The sequence below is a fragment of the Polynucleobacter sp. JS-Mosq-20-D10 genome (assembly GCF_018687755.1).
In the GTDB taxonomy this organism is placed as follows: domain Bacteria; phylum Pseudomonadota; class Gammaproteobacteria; order Burkholderiales; family Burkholderiaceae; genus Polynucleobacter.
Genome location: NZ_CP061305.1, coordinates 929,238 through 952,275, shown reverse-complemented (window position 1 = coordinate 952,275; position 23,038 = coordinate 929,238). Strand labels below are relative to the sequence as shown.

Annotated in this window: 25 protein-coding genes and 1 tRNA gene; 4 read left to right on the top strand and 22 right to left on the bottom strand. The window is 46.3% G+C overall.

What is annotated here, in order from left to right; genetic code table 11:
- The first annotated feature begins 18 nt into the window (after positions 1–18).
- Positions 19–786, top strand: coding sequence for a serine O-acetyltransferase (gene cysE / locus FD967_RS04930; protein ID WP_215327016.1), 768 nt, complete (start codon positions 19–21; stop codon positions 784–786).
- A gap of 8 nt (positions 787–794) precedes the next feature.
- Here the strand turns inward: cysE and FD967_RS04925 are convergent, their stop codons facing one another.
- On the bottom strand, positions 795–1,382 hold the full coding sequence (locus FD967_RS04925) for a peptidylprolyl isomerase (RefSeq protein ID WP_215327176.1): 588 nt from the start codon (positions 1,380–1,382) through the stop codon (positions 795–797).
- Between the two features lie 44 nt (positions 1,383–1,426).
- On the opposite strand from FD967_RS04925, the gene FD967_RS04920 reads away from it, so the two are divergent.
- Positions 1,427–2,653 (top strand): cupin domain-containing protein, encoded by a 1,227-nt coding sequence (locus tag FD967_RS04920; protein WP_215327014.1) that lies wholly within the window; start codon positions 1,427–1,429, stop codon positions 2,651–2,653.
- A gap of 114 nt (positions 2,654–2,767) precedes the next feature.
- Positions 2,768–2,947: a hypothetical protein gene (locus FD967_RS04915; RefSeq protein WP_215327013.1), complete on the top strand. Its 180-nt coding sequence runs from the start codon at positions 2,768–2,770 to the stop codon at positions 2,945–2,947.
- A 71-nt stretch (positions 2,948–3,018) separates the two neighbouring features.
- On the opposite strand, the gene bamC is transcribed toward FD967_RS04915, so the two are convergent.
- From bamC to FD967_RS04870, 9 genes are all read right to left on the bottom strand, one after another.
- Entirely contained in the window at positions 3,019–4,167 is a 1,149-nt protein-coding gene (gene bamC / locus FD967_RS04910) for an outer membrane protein assembly factor BamC (RefSeq protein WP_215327012.1), read from the bottom strand.
- Positions 4,164–5,036 carry a 4-hydroxy-tetrahydrodipicolinate synthase gene (gene dapA, locus FD967_RS04905; RefSeq protein ID WP_215327175.1) on the bottom strand — a complete coding sequence of 291 codons (873 nt, stop codon included), beginning with the start codon at positions 5,034–5,036 and terminating at the stop codon, positions 4,164–4,166. The genes bamC and dapA overlap by 4 nt, the downstream gene beginning before the upstream one ends.
- Before the next feature lie 76 nt (positions 5,037–5,112).
- Complete coding sequence (locus FD967_RS04900; protein WP_251369100.1) at positions 5,113–5,667, bottom strand: bifunctional 2-polyprenyl-6-hydroxyphenol methylase/3-demethylubiquinol 3-O-methyltransferase UbiG; 555 nt, start codon at positions 5,665–5,667, stop codon at positions 5,113–5,115.
- 16 nt (positions 5,668–5,683) lie between these two features.
- A complete protein-coding gene (locus FD967_RS04895; protein WP_215327010.1) occupies positions 5,684–6,886 on the bottom strand; it encodes a tryptophan--tRNA ligase in 1,203 nt (400 codons plus the stop codon).
- 52 nt (positions 6,887–6,938) lie between these two features.
- Positions 6,939–7,787, bottom strand: a complete 849-nt coding sequence (locus FD967_RS04890) for a 3',5'-nucleoside bisphosphate phosphatase (RefSeq protein ID WP_215327009.1) — start codon at positions 7,785–7,787, stop codon at positions 6,939–6,941.
- A gap of 9 nt (positions 7,788–7,796) precedes the next feature.
- Positions 7,797–8,900 carry a cell division protein ZapE gene (gene zapE / locus FD967_RS04885; RefSeq protein ID WP_215327008.1) on the bottom strand — a complete coding sequence of 368 codons (1,104 nt, stop codon included), beginning with the start codon at positions 8,898–8,900 and terminating at the stop codon, positions 7,797–7,799.
- Positions 8,901–10,337 (bottom strand): dihydrolipoyl dehydrogenase, encoded by a 1,437-nt coding sequence (gene lpdA, locus FD967_RS04880; RefSeq protein WP_215327007.1) that lies wholly within the window; start codon positions 10,335–10,337, stop codon positions 8,901–8,903.
- Positions 10,338–10,348: 11 nt separating this feature from the next.
- Positions 10,349–11,560 carry a 2-oxoglutarate dehydrogenase complex dihydrolipoyllysine-residue succinyltransferase gene (gene odhB / locus FD967_RS04875; protein WP_215327005.1) on the bottom strand — a complete coding sequence of 404 codons (1,212 nt, stop codon included), beginning with the start codon at positions 11,558–11,560 and terminating at the stop codon, positions 10,349–10,351.
- Positions 11,561–11,602: 42 nt separating this feature from the next.
- Positions 11,603–14,458 (bottom strand): 2-oxoglutarate dehydrogenase E1 component, encoded by a 2,856-nt coding sequence (locus FD967_RS04870; RefSeq protein ID WP_215327004.1) that lies wholly within the window; start codon positions 14,456–14,458, stop codon positions 11,603–11,605.
- A 300-nt stretch (positions 14,459–14,758) separates the two neighbouring features.
- On the opposite strand from FD967_RS04870, the gene FD967_RS04865 reads away from it, so the two are divergent.
- The gene (locus FD967_RS04865; protein WP_215327003.1) at positions 14,759–15,460 is read left to right on the top strand and encodes an excisionase family DNA-binding protein; all 702 of its coding nucleotides are present in this window, start codon (positions 14,759–14,761) and stop codon (positions 15,458–15,460) included.
- Positions 15,461–15,548: 88 nt separating this feature from the next.
- On the opposite strand, the gene FD967_RS04860 is transcribed toward FD967_RS04865, so the two are convergent.
- The 12 genes from FD967_RS04860 to infC form a co-directional block, all read right to left on the bottom strand.
- On the bottom strand, positions 15,549–15,833 hold the full coding sequence (locus FD967_RS04860; RefSeq protein WP_215327002.1) for an H-NS family nucleoid-associated regulatory protein: 285 nt from the start codon (positions 15,831–15,833) through the stop codon (positions 15,549–15,551).
- A 204-nt stretch (positions 15,834–16,037) separates the two neighbouring features.
- Complete coding sequence (locus FD967_RS04855) at positions 16,038–16,439, bottom strand: PaaI family thioesterase (RefSeq protein ID WP_215327001.1); 402 nt, start codon at positions 16,437–16,439, stop codon at positions 16,038–16,040.
- A gap of 207 nt (positions 16,440–16,646) precedes the next feature.
- Positions 16,647–17,009, bottom strand: a complete 363-nt coding sequence (locus tag FD967_RS04850; RefSeq protein ID WP_215327000.1) for a GIY-YIG nuclease family protein — start codon at positions 17,007–17,009, stop codon at positions 16,647–16,649.
- Complete coding sequence (locus tag FD967_RS04845; RefSeq protein WP_215326999.1) at positions 17,009–17,287, bottom strand: hypothetical protein; 279 nt, start codon at positions 17,285–17,287, stop codon at positions 17,009–17,011. Before FD967_RS04845 ends, FD967_RS04850 begins: the two co-directional genes overlap by 1 nt.
- A 106-nt stretch (positions 17,288–17,393) precedes the next feature.
- Positions 17,394–17,470: transfer RNA gene (locus FD967_RS04840), tRNA-Pro, on the bottom strand.
- A gap of 25 nt (positions 17,471–17,495) precedes the next feature.
- On the bottom strand, positions 17,496–17,846 hold the full coding sequence (locus tag FD967_RS04835) for a MerR family transcriptional regulator (protein WP_215326998.1): 351 nt from the start codon (positions 17,844–17,846) through the stop codon (positions 17,496–17,498).
- Positions 17,824–18,147: an integration host factor subunit alpha gene (locus FD967_RS04830; protein WP_046330087.1), complete on the bottom strand. Its 324-nt coding sequence runs from the start codon at positions 18,145–18,147 to the stop codon at positions 17,824–17,826. Before FD967_RS04830 ends, FD967_RS04835 begins: the two co-directional genes overlap by 23 nt.
- Before the next feature lie 42 nt (positions 18,148–18,189).
- Positions 18,190–20,649 (bottom strand): phenylalanine--tRNA ligase subunit beta, encoded by a 2,460-nt coding sequence (pheT, locus tag FD967_RS04825; RefSeq protein ID WP_215326996.1) that lies wholly within the window; start codon positions 20,647–20,649, stop codon positions 18,190–18,192.
- A 31-nt stretch (positions 20,650–20,680) separates the two neighbouring features.
- Positions 20,681–21,727 carry a phenylalanine--tRNA ligase subunit alpha gene (pheS, locus tag FD967_RS04820; RefSeq protein WP_215326994.1) on the bottom strand — a complete coding sequence of 349 codons (1,047 nt, stop codon included), beginning with the start codon at positions 21,725–21,727 and terminating at the stop codon, positions 20,681–20,683.
- A gap of 31 nt (positions 21,728–21,758) precedes the next feature.
- Entirely contained in the window at positions 21,759–22,124 is a 366-nt protein-coding gene (gene rplT, locus FD967_RS04815) for a 50S ribosomal protein L20 (RefSeq protein ID WP_015421011.1), read from the bottom strand.
- A gap of 25 nt (positions 22,125–22,149) precedes the next feature.
- On the bottom strand, positions 22,150–22,347 hold the full coding sequence (gene rpmI, locus FD967_RS04810) for a 50S ribosomal protein L35 (RefSeq protein WP_046330084.1): 198 nt from the start codon (positions 22,345–22,347) through the stop codon (positions 22,150–22,152).
- A 139-nt stretch (positions 22,348–22,486) separates the two neighbouring features.
- A complete protein-coding gene (gene infC / locus FD967_RS04805; protein ID WP_370624483.1) occupies positions 22,487–23,020 on the bottom strand; it encodes a translation initiation factor IF-3 in 534 nt (177 codons plus the stop codon).
- Between the last annotated feature and the right edge of the window lie 18 nt (positions 23,021–23,038).

Below are 23,038 nucleotides of genomic sequence, written 5' to 3'. Positions count from 1 at the left end.
ACCCGTTAAAATCAATTTATGCTTAATTCGCTTTTCGACCAAGTCGACTCCATCATTGTTCGTGACCCTGCCGCAAGAAATCGCTTAGAGGTCATTACCTGTTATCCAGGCTTACATGCTGTTTGGATACATCGGGTATCACATGGTCTATGGAACTTGGGGTTAAAGTGGATTGCGCGCCTTCTATCGATGCTGGCCCGCTTCATTACTGGTATTGAAATTCATCCTGGAGCCAAGATCGGTCGTAGGGTATTTTTAGATCATGGTCTTGGCATTGTGATTGGAGAGACTACTGAAATTGGTGATGACTGCACCATCTATCAAGGCGTTACTTTAGGTGGGACCTCTCTATATAAAGGTGTAAAGCGTCACCCCACTTTAGGTAAAGGCGTAGTCATTAGTGCCGGAGCTAAGGTTCTGGGGGGCTTTACTGTTGGCGATGGTGCCCGAGTTGGATCTAATGCGGTAGTGCTAAAAGAAATCCCGGCTGGAGCAACTGCCGTGGGAATTCCTGCGCGCGTCTTGCATCCTGATTTGCCCCAGGCCAGCACTCCAGACAGCAAGGCTAAAGAATACTTCTCAGCCTATGGCGTAACGCCAAACGTAGATGATCCAGTTTCTATGGCATTAAAAGGTTTAATTGATGCCACTCTAGAACAAGAGGCTAAGATCGCTGCACTTGAAAAAGCGCTAGCGAAATTGAGCAATATGCCGTCATCACATACCGACGAATCTAGCGATACTAAGCGTGAGCTCGGCGTTTTAAAAGAGTGGCTTAAGGAGTAGTTTTGGTCTTAATGCAGAGTTGGTGATGAGCTGCCTGGGTTAGAGACTGCGCTAGTAAAGTCATCCTCAGCGTCATCCAAATCATCAGGCATCCCAAATGCAAATGCTTCTGCACCTACAGGGTGACGATTTTCAATCTCTTCATCTGTAGCAGTTCGAATATCTTCCACCTGAACCCAGAAGCGCAAAGCCATGCCAGCAAGCGGATGATTCCCATCTAAAACGACTTGGCTATCAGCCACATCAGTTACGGTGTAGATCAAGGGCTCCTCCTCTTCATCACCAGAGTCTTCCCCCTCTTCATCAGGAATACCCTCAAACTGCATACCGACTTCCAAAGGTTCAGGAAAGCGTGCGCGTGGCTCAATCTTGAGTAACTCAGGATCGTACTCTCCAAAGGCTTCGCTAGGTTCAAGCTGAATGCTGGCTTCGTAGCCCACATCCTGACCATCCAATAAGGTTTCAATTTTGGGAAAAGTGCCCTCATATCCGCCATGCAGGTATACCATCGGAGAGTCTGGTTCCTCGATAATATTATTTTGTGCATCAGTTAATTTGTAGCGCAGGGATACAACGGTATTTTTTTCGATCTTCATGCGTAATTCATTCAACATTGTGTTTTAAACAGCTTCTTACTGATATGACAGCATTTTACTTGAGCAAGGCCTACGATCCACCGCAGGCACCCCAAAAACTACCGCTAGATCGCCCATGGGCTCTTTTGGGGGGTAATAGCCCTCAACAGTTCATGAAATCCTATTGGCAAAAGAAACCGCTTTTAGTGCGAGGTGCCATTCCCGCCTTTGAGCTTGCCAAACAAATTGGTGATCCCTTGGGTTGCTCGATATCGCCTAAAGAGTTGTTCGAAATAGCAGGTGATGATGCAGTAGAGTCTAGATTAATTAAGGCAAATCCTTGGGCTTTTTCAAATGGTCCATTTAAAAAGAAAACTATCCCCTCTATCGAGACGACGGATTGGACGCTGCTGATTCAAGGTATGGAGGCAAAACATCCTGCAGCCGCAAAAGTACTTTCTTGGTTTCGCTTTATTCCAGATGCGCGCTTAGATGATTTGATGATCAGCATTGCTGGCCCTGGCGGCGGCGTAGGTCCACACTTTGATTCTTATGATGTCTTTTTGATTCAAATGTCGGGACGCAGACGTTGGCGCATTTCTGAGCAAAAGGATTTAACTCTGAATCCAAATCTCCCCTTGAAAATTCTGCAGGACTTTAGAGTAGAGCAGGAGTGGGATCTAGAGCCAGGCGATATGCTTTACCTACCACCCCATGTTGCTCATGATGGGATTGCTTTGGACGCAGGCTGTCAAACTTGGTCAGTTGGCTTTAGATCGCAAAGCTATAAAGAAATCTTGCAAGAAGGCTTATGGCGTTTGGCTGAGTCACTTGAAGATATTCCTGGGCTTAATAAGCACTTTACAGATCCCAAGCAAGCGGCAACTCATTGTGCCGAACAACTTCCGGACGAAATCATCGTACAAGTAGCGCAAAAGTTGAAAGACTTAAAACTCGATCGCGTAGAAACATTTCTTCCCGGCATAGCCGCCTATCTCAGCGAACCAAAGCCCCAGGCCTTCTTTGATGGACTAGCAAACGAACTTTCGCCCGAGCAATTTAGACACCAGCTTAATCAGCAATCCTTACACGCACACCCCTATACAAGGCTTCTCGCTTTGGGCACAAGAATTTACTGTAACGGTGAAGAGATGACCGACGGTCAAAACGCCTCAACTCAAGCCGCCTGGCGCTCGCTGGCAAGTAGCAAACAGTTCACAGGCTCCTTGGAAAAAATTGGATTAAATAACAGCCTTTTTGAGGCTTTTGAGGCCGGATGGCTGCTTTTTTAAGGCTCAATTCGTAGATGGCTATAATGCATGCTGGAAAGTACTTAGGGTCTAACCCTGCACTTACCAAGTATTCATAACCGGTTATTAATGATATTTTTTAAGAGGAAATTACAAATGAAGAAGTCACTAGCACTCGTAGCAATGTTGGCAATCGCTTTGGCCGCTTGCGGTAAAAAAGAAGAAGCAAAACCTGTTGAAGCTGCTCCTGCTGCTCCTGCTGCTGCCCCAGCTGCTGAAGCTCCTGCTGCTGCTCCAGCCGCTCCTGCTGCTCCAGCTGCTGACGCTAAGAAGTAATCTTCTTCTTGAAGAAAAAAAGCCGCTGAGAAGCGGCTTTTTTTTTGGCTCAGTTTTCTTAACTTCAATACCTATCTGGCCATTTGTTCCGTCAGCAACGTTAAGAGTTGCAAGCCAGCAGCAGTATTTTCAGGTTTACCATCTACATTTTGAACGTACACACTTGAAGAATTATCACCAGTCGCTTTGACCACCACGAGGTATTTCTTAGCCTTCAAGCTGGAGTCGTCCTTGCTACTGAACAGGTTAGTGAAAAATCCTTTGGTATCACCCAAATCCTTAGGGTTGACGTAACGTACATAGTAAACGCCGTTCGCACGATTACGATCTTCAACAGTAAAATTGGAGCGATCTAAGGCAAGTCCTGTATCACGCCATGCACGATCGAAGCCGGCTGCCATTTCAATATGAGCGGTATTGATGCCCTCTTGGACTAACGTTGCCTTAGGTGTCTTTGGTCCTAATGGCGCTGCAACTTGAGCCTTCGCCATTTCTTGGGTCATACCCAAGCGCTCCATCAAGCGGGCCAAAAATACTGCTTCAAGCTCAGGATCATTTGGACGTGCAGTCCAAATAGTGGAGATACAGTTACCAGTGCTATCGGTTGTACATTTTTCGATCGCACCACGTTGAGTAATATAAACTTCTGTTTCGTTAGGTTTAGTTGCTTCAAGACGAGTCTTGTACTTATCGCGCTCACCAGTGTCATAAATTGAATCTAATGCGCCACCGATAATATTGCGAATAAAGTCTTGCGCGATCCTAGCGCGGTTCTCCGCCCAATCAGTTTCCATAATGCCGGTAGAGGGTGAATCAATCACCAATAGGAAACCATTCTCTTGCCAGAAATCTTTAATTTGCGGATAAAGTTCTGGAGCTGGCTTTTCTACGACCAACCAACGACGCTCACCATCACGAGCGATACGCATACCCGGAATACCAGTCATGACGTTCTTACGAGTTTGGACCGATTTTTTTACTGCAGCGTTGTACTCAGACATGGTGGCAGAGCCATCCTGAACGATATAACGACGATCAGCTTGTGCGGTAATCAGGTCTGGCGGATAAGATAAATTAGGTCCACGCACAGCACCAGTGGACTTGTAGTCGACTGTGTCATTCGTTGTTATAGATTTACAGCCAGGCAAAACAACACCCACCAAAGAGAGTATTAGTAGAGTTGCACAGTGTTGGCGCAAGGGTCGCATCAAATTCATCATAGTAAGCCAGCCTGTTTCAATGCAGCCTTCAAAGGTTCGCGCAAGGCAACACTCAAAGGGGTTAAAGGTAATCTGATGCCTGAGGTCACTTTGCCCATTTGATGCAGGGCCCATTTCACAGGAATCGGATTTGCCTCAGTAAACATGGCTTTATGCACGGCCAGTAATTGATATTGAATTGCGCGTGTCTTGACGACATCATCGGACATTGCAGCCTGACAGAGCTCATGCATCAAACGGGGTGCGATATTGGCCGTCACAGAAATATTACCCTTGCCACCCATGAGCATCAGCATTGCCGCGCTGAGATCATCGCCAGAAAATACGGAGAAATCTTGGTGTCCAGCACGCTGGAGGTCGGCTAGCAACAAAGTGCCACGCTCAATACTTCCAGTAGCATCTTTGATTCCAATAATTCCTGGAACTCCTGCCAGGCGAACAGTCGTATCTCCAGCTAGATCAGCAACGGTTCTACCGGGAACGTTATACAGAATTACAGGCAAATCAACCGACTCCGCAATTTTCTTGAAGTGGGCATACATACCCTCTTGAGTTGGCTTGTTGTAATAAGGAACTACTTGGAGGCTGGCATCAGCACCAACCGACTTAGCAAAATTGGTTAACTCGATTGCCTCGGTAGTGGAATTACCACCAGTGCCAGCGATTACTGGGATACGCCCAGCAATATGATCAACAGTCACTTTAATGAGTTCACAATGCTCTTGCACAGAAACCGTGGGGGACTCTCCGCTAGTGCCGACAATGACAATGCCATCAGAACCTTCGGCAACATGCCAATCTAGCAAGGAACGTAAGCCCGGAAAATCTAGGCTTCCATCCTCGAACATCGGCGTCACAATGGCAGGCATACTGCCTGCAATAGGCTTTTTACTGACTTTGGATTGTGTTGTATTAGTCACTGAATGTGTCTGAATTTTCTGAATGTTAATCAGCAAATTGTAACGGAATGCACCCTTTTAAATGCCCTTTTACGGCACAAATCCGCTGAACCATGGCTGGTTTAGGTTGATCGAGGTAAATATCCTCATAGGCAATCACTTTCAGGCCTGAACGCTGTGCCAAAGCCAGCAATTCCCCTGGATTTAGCAAGAAATTAGGGTTTGAAGGTTTACCGAATGTGGCATTCCCCTGGGCAAAGGTCTCGTAGATAAAGACTCCACCCTCAGATAGCATTTTGGGCAATTCCTCAAGAAATGGGCGATAAAGATAATTCGTCACCACAATTCCTGAAAACTGCTGGTCTTGCAAGGGCCAATCTGAGCCCTCCAGATCGAATTTCTGGATATGGACAGCATCACTTTTCAGCAACTCAATGACAGAAATATCTTGATCAACCGCCAGAATATGATGGCCTAAAGAAGCCAGCAAGGCGGTATGCCGACCGGAGCCGCAGGCCAAATCAAGAACTACCCCTTCTTTTGGGAGTGCCGCAGCAAAACGCTTCACCCAAGGTGAGGCATTTACGATTGCATCATGCATTGAAGTCAAAGCAGCCTTAGTCGTACGCCAAGCCCATGGACTCTCGGACCTCGCGCATGGTTTCTTGAGCAACCTTACGCGCTTTATCGGAACCATCAGCAATGATGGAGCGCAATAGGCTTGGATCATCCAAGTATTTCTGGGCACGTTCAAACATAGGCTGCTGCTCAGCAAGAATGGCATCAATCACAGGCTGCTTGCACTCTAAGCAGCCAATACCTGCAGATTGACATTCTTTTTGAACCCATGTTTTGGTATCTTCGGATGAATACACAGCATGAAGTTGCCACACAGGACAACGCGTAGGATCACCTGGATCAGTTCGGCGCACCCGAGCAGGATCTGTAGGCATAGTCCGGATTGAGCGGATAACCTCTTCAGGTTTTTCTCGAATACTAATCGTATTGCCGTAAGACTTGGACATCTTCTGCCCATCAATACCCGGCATGCGGGATGCAGTAGTTAACAAAGCTTGTGGCTCTGGCAGAATAATTTTACGAGCACCCTCTAGAAAACCAAATAGTCTCTCGCGATCAGCCATCGACAGGCTTTGCGCTTCTTGCAATAGTGCTTGAGCTTGCTCAAGAGCCTCTTCATCGCCCCGCTCCTGAAAAGCGACACGCAATTCAGCGTACATTTTTGCGCGCTTACTACCCAATTTTTTAACCGCCTCTAAGGCCTTCTCTTCAAAGCCAGGCTCACGACCATAGAGATAGTTAAAACGACGCGCTACTTCACGGGTCATTTCCACATGTGGCACCTGGTCTTCACCCACCGGCACAAATTGAGCGCGGTACATCAAAATGTCAGCGGCTTGCAGCAAGGGGTAGCCTAAGAAACCATAGGTCTGCAGATCTTTTTCTTTGAGTTTCTCGATTTGATCTTTATATGTTGGCACGCGCTCCAACCAACCCAAGGGGGTGCCCATCGCCAGCAATAAAAAAAGCTCTGCATGCTCAGGCACTTTGCTTTGAATAAATAAAGTCGCTTGGTTCGGATCAACACCGCATGCTAACCAGTCAATCACCATGTCCCATACCGATTTCTCGATCACATCCGGAGTTTCATAGTGGGTTGTTAAGGCGTGCCAGTCTGCGACAAAAAAGTAACAGGGATACTCAGATTGCAAGCGAACCCAATTCTTTAAAACACCATGGTAATGGCCGAGATGCAAGCTACCAGTTGGGCGCATGCCAGAGAGAACGCGTTCTGCAAACATCTTGATCTTTATTCTTTAAGAGTAGTTAAAAAGGTTAAGTGTGGACGGTCGCCTAATGAAAGAGCGACCACACTGGAGTCAGGTGATCTGGCAAATGAGGCAAGGTGCCAAGGTCAATATAACTTTCCTCCGGGTCATGAAAATCTGATCCTCGAGAAGCTAAAAATCCATAATGCTGAGCAATCTTGCCATAGGTTTGATACTGATTTGGGCTATGACTGCCGGTAATGACTTCAATAGCCATGCCGCCAATTTCTTTAAAGTGCTTGTAGAGTTCATCCATCTGCATAGCGCTCAGCTTGTAACGGCCAGGGTGTGCAATCACGGCAGCACCCCCTGCTCCTTTAATCCAGGCAACCGCATTATCTAGTGTTGCCCAGAGGTGCGGCACGTAACCCGGCTTGTCTTCAACCAGATATCTTTTAAAGACCTGGTCAGTATCTTTGCAAATGCCCTGCTCCACTAGAAAGCGCGCAAAGTGTGTGCGAGAAATGAGTTCTTGATTACCCGCAAAATGCAATGCACCTTCATAGGCGCCAGGTATCCCAGCTTTTAACAATTGTTCGGCCATCTGCTTCGCACGATTACCGCGACCTTCGCGAGTACGACGCAAGCCCTCTAGAATTCCTGCATGGGCAGCATCAATTCCTAAGCCAACGATATGGATAGTTTGCCCCATCCAGCTTACCGAAATCTCGACCCCAGACAAATAGTCCATGCCAAGTGCGCTTGCGGCAAGCTGCGCCCTCTCTTGACCGCCTAGCTCATCGTGATCGGTCAATGCCCATAAACGCACGCCGTTAGCATGGGCACGCTCAGCCAACTGCTCAGGCGTTAGCGTTCCATCAGAAACAACGGAATGGCAGTGTAAATCTGCGTTTAGGCTGGAATTGCTAATCATGACCCTATTTTAGGTCAAGCTGGTATCAATTACCCGACGAGGTGCATCTAGGTAATCACGAGACTGCATCTCAATCAAACGAGAAACCGTTCTAGAGAACTCACTGGTAATCTGCCCCTCGGTATATAAATCCACCGCTGGGACCTCTGCAGAGATGATGAGTTTGATTTTATGGTCATAGAGGACGTCAATCAGCCAAATAAAGCGGCGGGCTTCATTAGTCATTCTAGGGGGCATATAAGGCACCCCAGACAAAATTACCGTATGAAACTGCTTGGCAATCTCCAAATAGTCATTTTGTGACCTGGGGCCGCAACATAAGGTTTGAAAATCAAACCAAACTACCCCTTCGGCCATATGCAAAGGTCTGAGCTCCCGGGATTCAATACGCAACACCGGGCGGACAGTCTCTTTTTGATTACCGATTAAAGTTTGAAACATCTGCATCAAGACCGCATGAGTTGCGGCGTTCACAGGAGTCAGGTAGGCCTGAACTTGGGCCATTTGTACGCGGCGATAGTCATTGCCAGCATCGACATTCATCACATCGAGCTGCTCTTCCAATAGCTTAATGGCCGGCAGCAAGCGATCACGATGCAAGCCGTTAGGATACAGCTGGCTTGGTTCATAGTTTGAGGTCATCACAAACTGGACGCGATCTTCAAAGAGTGCGCTGAGCAAGCGATACAAAATCATGGCATCAGCAATATCATTAATATGAAACTCATCAAAACAGATGAGCCGGTATCTATTGGCAATTCTTTTGGCAAGTTCATCCAATGGATCCGCCATACCAGAGAGCTCATGAAGCTCACGATGCACTTCTCGCATAAATTCATGAAAATGAATGCGGATCTTTTTCTCCAGGGGAGATGCAGCAAAAAAGACATCCATTAAAAAGGATTTGCCACGACCTACTCCACCCCACAAATAGACTCCGCGGGGGAGTTTTGGTTTAAAGAGTTTCTTTTTTAAACCGCTGCTACGGATTTCTTTATAAGCAACCCACTCATCTTCACAGCGCTGCAAGCGCTCAATAGCAGCAAGCTGCGCGGGATCACTGTGGTACCCGCGGGCCTTTAACTCCTGATGGTAATACTCTAACGCTTTCAATTACATGTTTAATGCACGTTTATCCGTCGCTAATGCAGCCTCGCGAACCACTTCCGACAGGCTTGGATGTGGATGACAGATACGAGCAATATCTTCAGCTGCTGCTTTAAATTCCATTGCTACGGCCGCTTCAGCAATTAAATCAGAAGCATTGGGTCCGATGATGTGAACACCTAATATTTCATCGGTTTTTTCATCGGCCAATACTTTGACAAAACCATCCGCACGATCCATGCCTAATGCACGACCATTAGCTGCAAATGGGAACTGACCTGCTTTGTAGGCAATACCGGCCTGTTTGAGCTGCTCTTCAGTTCTACCAACCCAAGCGATTTCGGGATCGGTATAGATCACCCAAGGAATACAGTTGTAATCAATATGCGGCTTTTGACCAGCGATCGTTTCAGCAACGAGCACACCTTCGTCTTCAGCCTTATGAGCCAACATAGGTCCACGCACTACATCACCCACGGCGTAAACGCCAGGCGCTGCTGTTGCACAAGTATGGTCATCAATTGGAATGAAGCCACGCTCATCCACTTTCAGGCCAATCTTATCGAGGCCTAATTTGTCAGTATTTGGAACCCGACCAACAGAAACAATTAAACGGTCACACTCTAATTTCTGAGCCTTACCTTCGCTATCAGTGTAGTTAACAACAACACCTTTTTTATCCACCTTAACTTCACCAATCTTGACGCCCATATTGATTTTGAGGCCTTGCTTGGTGAAGATCTTATGAGCTTCTTTTGCAATTCCTTGGTCACATGCACCTAAGAAAGTTGGGAGCGCTTCAAGAATAGTCACATCAGAACCAACACGACGCCATACAGAGCCAAGCTCCAGGCCGATTACACCAGCGCCGATGACACCAAGCTTCTTCGGAATGGAGTCAAACTTGAGACCACCTTCATTATCACTAATCAACACATTATCAACAGGAATACCTGGCAAATGACGCGCTTTAGATCCAGTTGCAATGATCACGTTTTTAGCGGTAACTACTTCTTTATCTTTACCGTCAATTTTGATTTGATAACCATCAGCGCCTTTGCCTTCAAAAGACGCATGGCCTTTTAACAAGGTAATTTTATTTTTACGGAACAAGAACTGAATACCAGCAGTCATCTTGGTCACAATCGCATCCTTACGGGCGATCATTTTGTTAGAGTCCAACTTAACAGATCCCACGGTAATGCCATGGTCGGCTACGTGATGACTAATCTTCTCAAACTCCTCAGAAGAGGCAAGCAACGCTTTAGAAGGAATACAGCCGACGTTCAAGCAGGTTCCGCCTAGGCGTGTCTCACCCTTTGGATCATCATAGGAATTTGATTCAGCGCAGGCAACTTTAAAACCGAGTTGCGCCGCACGAATCGCAGCGATATAACCGCCAGGGCCACCGCCGATTACTACTACGTCAAATGATTGGCTCATGTTCTTCCCTCTTACAGATCAAGGAGAAGACGTGAAGGATCTTCCAATGCGTCCTTCATAGCTACTAAGCCAAGTACTGCCTCACGACCGTCAATAATGCGGTGGTCATATGACAAAGCCAGGTAGTTAATCGGACGGATCACGATTTGACCATTCTCAACAACTGCACGCTCTTTGGTCGCATGAATGCCCAAAATCGCAGACTGCGGAGGATTAATAATTGGGGTGGAAAGCATCGAACCAAACACGCCACCATTAGAGATAGAGAATGTACCGCCAGTTAAATCTTCCAATGAAAGCTTCCCTTCGCGCGCTTTTACACCAAACTCAGCAATCTTCTTCTCGATATCAGCCAAATTCATTTGATCCACATCACGCAGAATTGGGACTACCAAGCCTCGTGGTGAGCTGACTGCAATACCAATATCAAAATAACCGTGATACACGATGTCATTGCCGTCAACTGATGCGTTTAACAATGGGAATTTCTTCAATGCGTGGGTAGCCGCTTTAACAAAGAAAGACATAAAGCCTAACTTCACGCCGTGCACTTTTTCAAACTGATCTTTGTATTTGTTACGCATAGCGATTACTGGGGCCATATTGACTTCATTAAAAGTGGTCAAGATGGCATTGTTTGCTTGAGACTCCAGCAAACGCTCAGCAATACGGGCACGCAAGCGACTCATTGGTACGCGCTCTTCTGGGCGATTACCCAGCGGAATTGGTGCGCTTGGCAATGCAGCGGAAGATGAACCTCCAGCAACAGCATTCAGTGCATCACCCTTAGTTACACGACCATCACGGCCAGAGCCTGCAACTTGACCGGTGGTCATATTGTTTTCAGCCAAAATTTTTGCTGCGGAAGGTGCAGCAGCGGCGCCAGATGACTTTGCTGCAGGTGCAGCTTTAGCTGGCGCAGCAGCTGGAGCGGCGGCAGGTACCGGTGCAGCAGCAGCTGCAGGAGCAGCGGCGGCAACAGCGGTGCTGTCAATCTTTGCAATCAGTTGCTCAGCAACTACAGTGCCACCGTCAGCAACAACGATTTCTGTAATAACGCCAGCAGATGGAGAAGGAACTTCCAGTACAACTTTGTCAGTTTCAATTTCAATCAAGATCTCATCTTGACCGACTGCATCGCCAACTTTCTTTTTCCATTGCAACAAAGTAGCTTCTGCTACTGACTCGGAGAGCTGGGGGACTTTAACTTCAAAAATGGCCATGATTAATCCTGTTTAGTATTTATATGTGAGTGACGCCTACGATTACTTCGTAATGACATAACCCTTAAGTTTTGCGAATGCTGCAGTAAGAAGAGACTTCTGTTGTTCTTGATGGAGATGGGCGTAGCCACAAGCTGGTGAGGCAGAAGCTGGACGGCCGGCATAAGCCAACTTCATGCCCTCAGACATATTCTCCAAAATATTGTGCTGAACAAAGAACCAAGCGCCTTGATTTTGCGGCTCATCTTGACACCACACTACTTCTTCTAAGTGTGGATATTTCTTTAACTCAACAGTCAACGCTTTGTGCGGAAATGGATAGAGCTGCTCCAAACGGATAATCGCAACATCCTCCAGTTTTTTATCAGCACGTGTTTTAGCTAAGTCGTAATAGACTTTGCCAGAACACATGATTAATCGAGTTACCTTTTTGCCATCGATGCTCTCATCGCGCTCAGGAAGAATGGTATGAAAACCACCCTTTGTAAACTCAGTCAACGGCGAAGCAGCCTCTTTGTTACGTAGCAATGATTTTGGTGTCATCAAGATCAACGGCTTGCGGAACTGACGAATCATTTGGCGACGCAAGACATGGAAGATCTGCGATGCGGTTGTTGGCTGAATCACTTGCATATTAGTATCGGCGCATAACTGCATAAAGCGCTCTAAACGTGCAGATGAGTGCTCCGGGCCTTGACCCTCATAGCCGTGAGGCAACATCATGACCAAGCCGTTTGCTCGACCCCATTTCACCTCTCCTGAAGCGATAAATTGGTCGATCACCACTTGAGCACCGTTCGCAAAGTCGCCGAACTGAGCCTCCCAAATAGTCAGAGTGTTTGGCTCTGCAGCGGCATAACCGTACTCAAAACCAAGTACAGCCTCTTCGGAGAGGATTGAATCAATCACTAAAAAAGGAGCCTGATCCTTGGCGATATGGCGCAGGGGAATGTAGACCCCTGTATCCCATTTTTCGCGGTTTTGATTATGCAAAACTGCGTGACGATGGGTGAATGTACCGCGACCACTGTCCTCGCCGGATAAGCGAACTGGATAGCCACTAGCCACTAGGGATGCGAAAGCCATATGCTCACCCATGCCCCAGTCAACATTAGTTTCACCACGGCCCATGGCTGCACGATCTTTTAAGACCTTTTCAACCAAGGGGTGAACCTTGAATCCTTCTCGGGCTGTAGAGACTCGCTCTGCAAGCCGCTTCCACTCAGTCAACGGAATGGCAGTATCAGCCTCATCGGTCCAACGCTTATTGAGAAATGGAGACCAATCTACCGCAAACTTACCTTTGAAGTTGCTGAGCACTGGGTCTGAAGTCTGTTTACCAGCATCCATGGCCGCTCGATACTCTTTCACCATTAATTCACCGGTGCCGGCAGGCAAAACACCTTGAGCTTCTAATTTATCTGCATACAACTTGCGTGTACCCGGATGAGCAGCGATGATTTTATACATCAATGGCTGTGTCATTGCTGGAGTGTCTTGCTCGTTATGACCTAGCTTTCTGAAGCAAACAATATCAATGGCAACATCTTTGTGGAACTGTGTGCGGAACTCAACAGCGAGTTTGGTAGCCAGAACAACCGCTTCAGGATCATCACCATTCACATGTAATACCGGCGCATCAATCACCTTCATGATGTCCGTGCAATACAAACTAGAACGCAAATCACGAGGATCAGATGTAGTGAAACCAATTTGATTATTAATCACGATATGAATCGTGCCGCCAGTGTAATAGCCACGCACCTCTGCCATTGCTAAGGTTTCTTGCATCACGCCTTGACCTGCAATGGCGGCATCTCCATGCACCAATACAGGCAGCACTTGCTCACCCAACATATCACCACGACGCTCCATGCGAGCACGTGCAGAGCCCTCTACTACCGGGTTCACGATTTCTAAATGGGAGGGATTAAATGCCAGCGATAAATGGACAGGTCCCGCCGGGGTAGAAATATCGCTCGAGAAACCTTGGTGATACTTCACATCACCTGCAGGTAATGTTTCTGGACCCTTATGCTCAAACTCAGCAAAAAGATCTGAAGGCATTTTTCCTAAAACGTTCACCAACACATTAAGTCGGCCACGATGGGCCATGCCAATCACAATTTCTTGGACGCCTTTAGCGCCAGACTCACGAATCAACTCGTCCATACAGGCGATAAAGCTCTCACCACCCTCTAGAGAGAATCGCTTTTGACCTACATACTTTGCTTGAAGATAGCGCTCCAAGCCTTCTGCCGAAGTAACGCGATCCAAAATATGGCGTTTCTCATCCATATTAAATCGAGGAGTTGAACGAATCGACTCTAATTTTTCTTGCCACCATTTTTTGATAGTCTGGTCAGCAATAAACATGTACTCAGCACCCAAGGTGCCACAGTAAGTTTGACGCAATGCTTGCAGTAAATCACGCAAGGTCATTTCGTTTCGACCAAAGAAGGTATTACTAGTGTTGAAGACGATATCCATATCGCCATCAGTGAAACCATAAAAAGCAGGATCTAGCTCTGGAATATCCTTGCGTTCAATTCGCTTCAAGGGATCAATATCGGCCCAGCGGTTACCGACGTTACGATATGCGGCGATTAACTGCTGAACAGCAACGCGTTTACGCCCCATCTCAGAGTCGGCCGAATCAGAAACTGTTCTGATGGGGCCTTGCTTAGCTCGCTCAGCAAAGGAAGCAACAATAGGTCCATGAGCAACATCGGCCCGAGAGGAGCCATCGAACGCTGGGACTTGCTTCACATTATCAAAATAATCTCGCCAATGATCGGCTACAGAGCCTGGATCGTGCAAATAGGATTCGTAGAGTTCTTCTACGTAAGGGGCGTTTCCACCGAAGAGATAGGAGCTATCTCTTTGATCTTGCATCATGATGCTCACCTTTCATCGGGTTTCCCGAATAAAGACTGTGGTTAAAACCATTCGTTCCACGGCTAAACCGCTTTACGAATTGATCTGTGCGAATACTCTTACAACTTCACTAATTTAACACGACTACCCATTGATTCGTAAAGGGCTTTCCCTGATTTAAGGACTTTCAGAGCCGCCCTCCATTTTTTTAGAGTCTGAATAAGAATTTTCCTACTCTGATTTAAACCATGCCTGACAGATTCCCTCAGACTTGATTCGTATTCTCTAAATCTCCAAATAAATTAATGAGATTAGGGACATATGAAAGCAATTACCCCAGAATTAGAATATCTAAGCACCCGTCAAAGCGCAAAAGTGCTGCAGGTATCACTTGGAACCGTCCAGAAAATGGTTGAATTAGGTGAACTAATAGCCTGGAAGACGCGTGGCGGTCACCGACGCATCTTGGCAAGCTCTCTAGATCAGCAACTTGCCCGTCGCAAAAGAGCTATGCGCCAAAAAACTACTCAAAACTGTATTGCAATGGGGATATTCAGGAGAGCTGAAAATAGCTATGAATTAATCGAATCTATTCAATTCTGGCAGTTAAAAGTGGACATGGAGGTATCTGTAGATAGTCTTGAGGGTCTGATGAAGGCCGTTTCAATTGCCCCCGACCTCATATTTCTAGACGCCCTGATTCCACCAGTTGAGCAGGTACATCTCATCCATTACTTGAGCAAAAACAAGGATACACAGCGTATTCCTATCTTGGTAGATGAGGGGTTTATTCGCCTTCATCCTGGGGTTATAGGCTTGGCCGATGAAAATACGGTTGGAGTAAAGTCGCGATACCCTGAATTACTGCAGGAGGAGCTTGAAAATGGCCTAATTGACCAAAATCCTCTGATTATTGGCTATCCAGCTACTAATCCAGAGCTTGAGAACAACTTGGGGGATAAAAATCGGCACGAACTCTTGGAGCCAATATTTATTCAGGCGCTCAATAGAAAGTGCGCCTAGACACTGAGCTGGCTCCATAAAACAAAAAAAGCCGCTCAGTCAAACAATGAGCGGCTTTTGAAATAATAAAACTATTTAAATCAATAGGTTATATCAAGAAGTTACTGCGATCTCTACCTTCAATCCATTTTGGCGCCTTACCGCGGCCAGTCCAGGTATCACCATTAGAAGGATTGCGGTACTTAGGGGCAACCTTGCCACCTGAACTGCGGACGCCAGCTTTACGACTGAATAAGTCTGACGCAGTTAAATCATATTGCTCAATGATGAGCTTGGCTTTAGCAATACCGTCAGACTTTTCACGTAATACTGCCTCTTTAATCTGCTTATCCAACAAATCACGTTGGGCTAACAACTCTTTATATGATGACATTTTTAGTTTATCCAGATAATCAATTTATGGAATAACAAAGGATTAGCTATTCCTGATTTATTATTATATCCATATATTGAAGAAATCATGATATATATTCAAATACTGCTTATAACCCTATAGAAATAAGCCTATATTGCAGTAATTAATAAGATAACCAACATAATCATTATAAATACTATATTTATAATAAGCAGATAAATATTACCTTCTTAGCATAAATGTCCCGCTAGATTTAGCAGTAATTTCACCAGCCTCATTTAACACTACGGCCTCGCAGTAATGAATCGTTTTACCAAACTTGAGAACGCTACCCTCCACCACAATCTTGCCAATACTTGGGCGCAAGAAACTGACATTCATATCAATTGTCATGGCGCCAAGTTGTTGGTTCACGGTACTACGAGCTGCCGCCCCCATCGCAAAGTCCAAAAGGGTCATCACAACACCACCGTGGGCAATCTGAAAGCTATTCTCAAACTCTGGTTTGATGACTAAGCTAATACGTGATTTACCCCCTTCGGCATACTCAGGGACAACACCCAAGTGGGCTAAAAAAGGGATTGTCAATCCAAAATACGTAGTGCTGTTTGAGTTTGTTGTCATAGGAAGTAGATGCGAAATTGAATGGTCGGGGCGAGAGGATTTGAATGGGAAATTTGATGAACTATGACGAACTATGATAACCCTGACAGCCTTACACAGCGTGACTTTATTCGTCATGGTGTGTTTTAGATAATCTCTAGAAAGCCACATAAAAGCCACACGAATAGCCACAAGAAAGCCACATGGAAGTGAGTAGATTTTTATGGCTCATTTACCAACTTTTTCCCACCCTCGAAACTTTCCAGATAACGCAGACTTTAATGCGTATTCAACTTCTTCCCACTTCATATTCCAGACCTCTTCCTTATTGAGGAAAGGTATGTCTGCGAATGGGGTATGCGCCCAAAATAGGCTCTCCGTTGCGTAAATATTCTCAACTGGGTGGAATTCCTTAAGAACCCACTTTTGTCCAGTCTCTTTTACTATTCTTCCCGTTAGCTGCTTGTAGTTTGTATTGTGTTGAGCAAGACGCTTTAGGGGATCACGAATGGTTACACCTATCTTATATAGCTCATCATCTGAGGGATGGGTCAGGACATAGATATATCCTGCCTTTGGTTCTCCAGCCATCACTTAAAGCTATAGCGCTGCACACACTCAGCAGCTCTCTTGGCTCTGGCAGCCTCAATATGGTCTGCGTTAAATCTTGCTAAAGAACAATTTGCCTCTTTCTTAGCTTCTTTGCATTGGAAATTCCAGTCATAGTCATAAGCTAATCTTGCTTGCTCTACGCAATCATCGAGCTTGCTTTCCCGATGGAAGTAGATAAGCAAAAGGACTACAGAAAAAAATACTATAAAGAGTTTGAACCAATTAGTAGCAAGAAAGCCTTTAGTTTGTTCGCTCATAAGTGCCTAAATAGTATGTAAATATAAATTTTATTACTAAAAAAGCCACATAAAAGCCACATGACCTTCCATATGCCGTACAAGTGATTGATTACATTGAGGAAAGTGGTCGGGGCGAGAGGATTTGAACCTCCGACCACATGCACCCCATGCATGTACGCTACCAGGCTGCGCTACGCCCCGACGAGAAACAAAATTGTATCAGTAACTATTTAGAGAGAATTTGCAGGACAGCCTGCAACTCATCGCGCAAGCGAAGCTCGCCACGAGCCTCATCAAGACGATTTCGGGCGCCACTGATCGTGAAGCCCTCTTCATATAAAAGCGCCCTAATCTTGCGAATTAAGACAACTTCATGGTGTTGATAGTAGCGACGATTACCGCGACGCTTTTGCGGACTTAATTGGGTGAATTCCTGCTCCCAGTAGCGCAATACATGAGAACGAACACCACAAAGATCGGATACCTCACCAATAGTGAAATAACGCTTAGATGGAATTGGGGGGAGCTGCGAACTCAGCAGCACCGACCCAGCATCAAATGCTGTTTTCTCGAGCATGAGACTCAACTACGTCCTTGAGCTTTTGACTTGCATGAAATGTCACGACGCGACGAGCAGCAATTGGAATCATTTGCCCAGTTTTTGGATTGCGACCTGGGCGGGCAGATTTATTACGTAACTGGAAATTACCAAATCCTGAAATCTTCACCTCAACACCAGTCTCCAACGATTTTCCAATACGGTCAAAGAAGGCATCAATCATATCCTTAGCTTCGCGCTTATTTAAGCCAACTTGATCAAAGAGAGCTTCCGAGAGCTCATTCTTGGTAACGGTGTCGTTGCTAACTAAATCATTCATGGCGGAAGTCTCTTCTTACTAGATCTATTGCTAATATTAAACCTAGCGCAGACGGGCTGCGCAATTTTTCTCAAGTGTTGCTAATAAAGCAGTCATAACCTCTTCAATTTGCGCATCCTGCAGGGTTTCCTGTGGATTAAGCAAAGTTACACGGTAGGCCAAGCTCTTCTCATCATCAGCCATACTGCTAGAACCAGCTTTTGGCTTGAACTCATCAAACAACTTAATTGCCTTAACAAAGTTCTGCTTCTTCGCATTCATTGCATCGAGCAAAGTCTGTGAAGAAACGGATTGCTTTACAACTACTGCTAGATCTCGCTGTACAGCAGGGAATTTACTCAACTCTTCCGGCTGCGGAATACCTAAATTACGAACAGCCTCTAAATCCATTTCGAACAGAACTGGGGCCTGTGGCAACTCGTAGGCTTGCTGTAAGCCAGGATGTAGTTCACCAATCCAGCCAATATTTTGCTTGCCAGCTGGGGTTAGTAATTGAATCTGTGCAGAACGCCCAGGGTGCAGTGCCGGATGCACCGCCGCCTCAGTTGTGAAATGCAAGGGGTCGAGCACACGCTCCAAATCGCCCTTTACATCAAAGAAATCGACTGCAAGATCAGCGCTTGCCCACTGCTCTGCTACAAATGAGCCATAAGCCAAGCCCCCAAGCTGCTGCGGCTGATGAAATCCTACAACTTTGCCGGCCTCTTCTTGTACGCTAGCATCACGCTTAAATACACGACCTGTTTCAAATAAACGGACACGTCCAGCACCACGATTCAGGTTTGACTTCAGGTTAGCCAATAAACCACCCCACAGATTGCTACGCATGACACCATATTGATTAGCAATCGGGTTGAGAACAGCAATAAGATCTTTTTCAGTGGCCGCAGCCAAACGTTGTTCACTCTCAAGATCAGTAAATCCAAAGTTCACCGCCTCTTGATAGCCTTGTAGAGCTAAACGCTGGCGCAATAAATGCACTCCGCGCTTTGCCTCGGCCCTAGCACTCATTTTTAAAGGGGAAATTGGCGGCACATCGGGAATATTCTCAAAGCCGTACATGCGCGCGACTTCTTCAATTAAATCTTCTTCAATTTCGATATCAAAGCGATAACTTGGCGGTGTTACAACAAATATATCACCTGCTTCTTGCTTAAACTCAAAACCAAGACGTTTGAACACATCAGAAACAATTTCAGCAGTGAGCGGAATGCCGATGACTTTCATAGCGCGAGCTAAACGCATGCCGACTGGTTTGCGCTCAGGAATAGCTAATACTTGATCATCAATTGGGCCAACTTGACCACCACATACTTCAACAATCAAAGCCGTTAAATACTCTAAGCAGTTAGCTGTATTTTGCGGATCAACACCACGCTCAAAGCGATGCGCTGCATCCGTACTGAAATTAAAACGACGCGCACGACCCTGAATTGCCGAAGGCTGCCAATAAGCGGCTTCAACATAAATATTTTTAGTGTCAACGGTCACGGCGCAATGATCGCCACCCATGATCCCAGCTAATGCTACAGGACCACTTTGGTCGGCAACCACACCAGCATCCTGGATCTTGCCTGCAGAATCTGGGCCTTGCAAAGTCACCGTCTGACCGTTCAATAGCTCAAGACTTTCGCCTGACTTCGCCCAGCGTACAGATAAGTCACCAGTCAATTTATCAATATCAAACACGTGGGTCGGCTGGCCCATTTCTAACATCACATAATTAGAAAGATCTACTAACGGAGAAATACTTCTTTGACCAGCATTACGAAGACGTTGAATCATCCAATCTGGTGTTTGTGCCTTTGGATTAACGCCACGAATCACGCGTCCTGCAAAGCGTCCGCAAAGATCTGAGTTTTCAACGGTCACTTTGAGCTTATCGGCAATAGTGACAGTTACTGGCGTCCATTTAGGAGCGCACAATGCAGCGCCAGTGATAGCCGACACTTCACGTGCCATACCTATCAGAGATAAACAATCAGCCTTATTGGGTGTTAACTTAATGACAAAGATCTGGTCATCCAGACTTAAGTACTTGCGGATATCCTCACCAACTGGTGCATCTGCAGGCAACTCCAGAATGCCCTCATGATCATCGCCAAGACCAAGCTCTCGACCCGAGCACAACATGCCTTGGCTTTCTACACCGCGTAGCTTGCCTACTTTGATTAGGAAGGGCTTACCACCCGCTTCAGCTGGCGGCAATTCTGCACCAACTAATGCGCAAGGGATCTTAATCCCAGCACGTGCATTTGGAGCGCCACAGACGATTTGTAACTCTTGACCAGTACCTGCATCAACCTTGCAAACACGTAAGCGATCTGCATCAGGATGCTGCTCTGCCGAAAGGATTTGAGCAACCACAATTTTTGTGAATGCAGGGGCTACTGAATGTTGCTCTTCCACCTCAAGTCCAGCCATAGTCATTGCGTGACCTAAGGCATTGCTATCGAGCGAAGGGTTTACGTATTGGCGTAACCAAGATTCAGAAAATTGCATATGCGCTATCTACTATTAGAAGGTTGGCGAATTAAGCTGGAAATTGCGCCAAGAAACGGAGATCGTTCTCAAAGAAAAGACGTAAATCATCAACGCCGTAACGCAACATCGTCAAGCGCTCTAAGCCAGAGCCAAAAGCAAAACCGGTATAGCGCTCTGGATCAATACCCATATTGCGCAATACATTGGGGTGTACCTGCCCTGCACCAGAAATCTCTAACCAACGGCCAGCTAGCTTGCCGCTACCGAAGGCCATATCAATTTCAGCTGAAGGCTCAGTGAATGGGAAATACGATGGACGGAAACGAACTTGCAGCTCATTAGTCTCGAAAAAAGTTCTTAAGAAATCGGTGTACACACCTTTTAAATCGGCAAAGGAAACGCTCTGTGCAATCCATAAGCCTTCAACTTGATGAAACATCGGTGAATGGGTTGCATCACTATCTACGCGATAGGTTCTGCCAGGCGCAATCACTTTGATAGGGGGCATCACATCAGCGTGAGCATATTTCTTGACATGCTCACTCGCATAACGAACCTGAATCGGACTGGTGTGCGTACGCAATAGCAAAGGCTTTCCATTAGAATCTTTGCCATCAATATAAAAAGTATCCTGCATTGAACGCGCAGGATGATTCTCGGGACTATTTAAGGCGGTGAAATTAAACCAATCAGTTTCAATTTCAGGGCCATCAGCTACTTCAAAACCAATTGAGCGAAAGATCTCTTCAACACGTTCCCAGGTGCGCATCACAGGATGCAGGCTACCTACTGATTGGCCACGGCCAGGCAAAGAAACATCAATCGATTCCGCCGCAAGACGTTGCAGCAATACCGCATCAGCCAATGCTTGGCGACGCACTTGTAATGCTGCTTCTACTTGGGTTTTGACTTGATTAATTTGGGCGCCAGCACTCTTGCGTTCATCAGGCGACATTCCACCAAGCGCTTTTAAACGCTCAGTGAGAACACCTGACTTACCGAGATACTTGGCTTTCGCGTCCTCTAGAGCTGCCGAATCGGCAGCTCCGAGGAAATCACGTTTAGCATCCTCGACAATGTGGTCGAGAGAAACCATTGCAGCTTAGTTTTTTTAAATGTACTAAGAATTAAGCTGCAGCGCTTACTACGGATTTGATCCGAGTAACCAAAGCAGCGAAAGCTGCCTTGTCAGCAATGGCCATATCAGAAAGTACTTTGCGGTCGAGTTCGATCGCAGCTTTCTTCATACCATTCATGAATACGCTATAGGTCATGTCATGCTGGCGAACTGCCGCATTGATACGAGCAATCCACAATGCGCGGAATACACGTTTCTTATTGCGACGGTCGCGGTATGCATATTGGCCAGCACGCATAACTGCTTGCTTAGCAATACGGAATACATTTTTACGACGTCCACGATAGCCTGTTGCAGCATCGGTGATTTTCTTATGACGGGCTCTTGCTGTAACCCCACGTTTGACTCTTGGCATTTAATTCTCCTAATCTAGTCTGAGGTTAAGCGTATGGAAGCATAGAGCGAATTGACTTAACGTCTGCCTTCGCAACTTCGGTAGTACCACGCAGGTGACGCTTATTCTTTGTGGTCTTCTTAGTGAGGATGTGGCGTTTGAAAGCCTGGCCTCGTTTGATCGTTCCGCCTGCGCGAACCGTGAAGCGCTTTTTGGCGCTACTCTTGCTCTTCATCTTGGGCATAAAGCACCCCTTCTTCTGCATGTGCAACTTAGGTGGTAACCGACGGTTACGCTTCCTGTACCTAGAAGCACTTCTTACTACCAGGGTCTTGCGACCCCTCCCTACTTAAACAACAAACCCCATCTTGCGATTTGGTTTATTACTTAGCCTTACGAATGGGGGCCAATACCATCACCATCTGGCGACCTTCCATCTTTGGAAACTGCTCTACCTGACCATGTTCAATCAGGTCTGACTTCAAACGTTCCAACATTCTGACTCCGATTTCTTGGTGAGCCATTTCACGACCCCGAAACCGTAGCGTAATCTTTGTCTTATCGCCATCTTCCAAAAAGCGGATTAGATTGCGTAGCTTCACACCATAGTCACCATCGTCTGTGCCGGGACGGAATTTAACTTCCTTCACCTGAATCACTTTTTGCTTGAGCTTAGCTTCATGCAAACGTTTGGCTTCTTGGTACTTGAATTTGCCGAAGTCCATGATCCGGACTACAGGTGGCACAGCCGTCGGAGCAATTTCAACCAAATCGGTCTCTTTCTCTTCTGCTAAAGCCAGGGCTTCACTCAACTTAACTACACCGATGGGTTCTCCATCCAGTCCAATCAGACGCACTTCAGGAGCAGTAATCTCCCGATTTATGCGCTGCGATTTATCAGTAGCGATCTTCTTAATTCCTTTAAAAAAACAATA